Here is a 1,451-nt window from a genome sequence, read left to right on the forward strand (position 1 = left end):
TGCTCACCAAAATCGATGGTGATCAGACGGTTACCGTTGTAGAGCACGCTAGAGCTAAGCTCTGCGACAGGACCCAGGGTATCGATAGAGATCGGGTTAGAGACACTCAGCCCCGTACCGGTATTACCGGCATTGTCAGCCACCAGGCTGTTATCCAGCACCAGCGTCGTCTCATCGGCTTCGATCTTCAGGGTCGGGGTAAACACACCCTTCCACACCGTACGGGGAATAGCTGTACCTTCCACAGGCACCAGCGGTGACAGCGTACCGTTGCTGACACTGATGGCATCACGAGGGTTGGTGACAGACTCAGCGAAGGTGACAGTGACACCCGAGGTCTCACCGGCAATCAAGGCGTCGCTATCAAAGGTGATCGTCCCCTCTGGGCGCTCACCATCAAAACTAATATCGTACTTGGCAGCAACCGCAGTGATCTGTGACAGTGACACAGACGCCTCGCCGGTGCCTGACAGTGAGATCAGTGTGCTGTTAGGTGCATCAAAGCTCAGAACATCGAGGTCTTGAGCATTCGCATCACCCTCTTGGGCGGTGTAGCGGAACAGCAGCTGTTTAGACGGCGCACCGCTGACATACTCAGCCGTGGCACCGTTGCTCAGTGACAGTGAAGGCGCATCGCCTTCCAGATCGACCGCTTCAGAGAAGTTAACGATAAACTCAACGCTTTCGCCTAGGCTCACCACCTGGCTAGCACTGTCGATACGGGTAATAAACGGACTTTGGGCGTTAATCGCCACATCGTTGAAGGTGCTCAGGTTGTTCGCAGAGGTGATACGCACATCTACGTCCTGGCCCAGGCTGCCGTTAAAAACGGCATCGTTCTCGGCCAGACCGAGAACACGCAGATCATCAGTGTTGCGATCGCTGGCACCGACAATGTAGCTAAATGTCAGTGTATTGGTGTCAGAACCACCGGTGTAACGGGCAAACCCACCGTTACTCAGTACCAGTGTGGATACACCTTCAGAGGTATCCACATTAACCACACCGGTCATGCGCACGCTAAAGCTGAGCACTTCGCCCACTTTAAAGGCTTCGGTGTCATTATCGAGGTAACGGATCGACTCGATCTTCACATCGGCGAGGTTAACCACCTCGTCAACGTAGACGGTCTGATCGCCCAGTGACACAGAGGTTGCGCTGGGCAGTTCAGGCAGTGACAAAATCGCCGCATTGCCAGAAGCATCGGCGAGGAAAGAGCCGTTTGAGAGCAGCTCACCGAGCTGCAGGTCAGCGACATCCATGGTGTCAGTGACCGTAAAGGTAAAGTTGAGCTTCTTCGTGCCTGAACCTGACTCGTAGGAGGCGATGACATCGTCCAGTACTTCGCCGTTGCTCATAAGCGTCAGGGTTGGCAGCTTCGCGCCCGGTGTCACACCGACCGCTTCATCAAACACAACAGTCAGGGTGACTTTATCGCCAGGCAGGTAGTT

1 protein-coding gene is annotated in these 1,451 nt (G+C 54.8%); it reads right to left on the minus strand.

The genetic code is table 11. The features are described from left to right. Nucleotides 1-1,451, minus strand: a 1,451-nt coding sequence (locus XMG48_RS11915; protein WP_217363858.1) for an Ig-like domain-containing protein, incomplete at both ends; no start/stop codon positions are given.

It is taken from the genome of Marinobacterium sp. xm-g-48 (genome assembly GCF_013282925.1).
In the GTDB taxonomy this organism is placed as follows: domain Bacteria; phylum Pseudomonadota; class Gammaproteobacteria; order Pseudomonadales; family Balneatricaceae; genus Marinobacterium_E.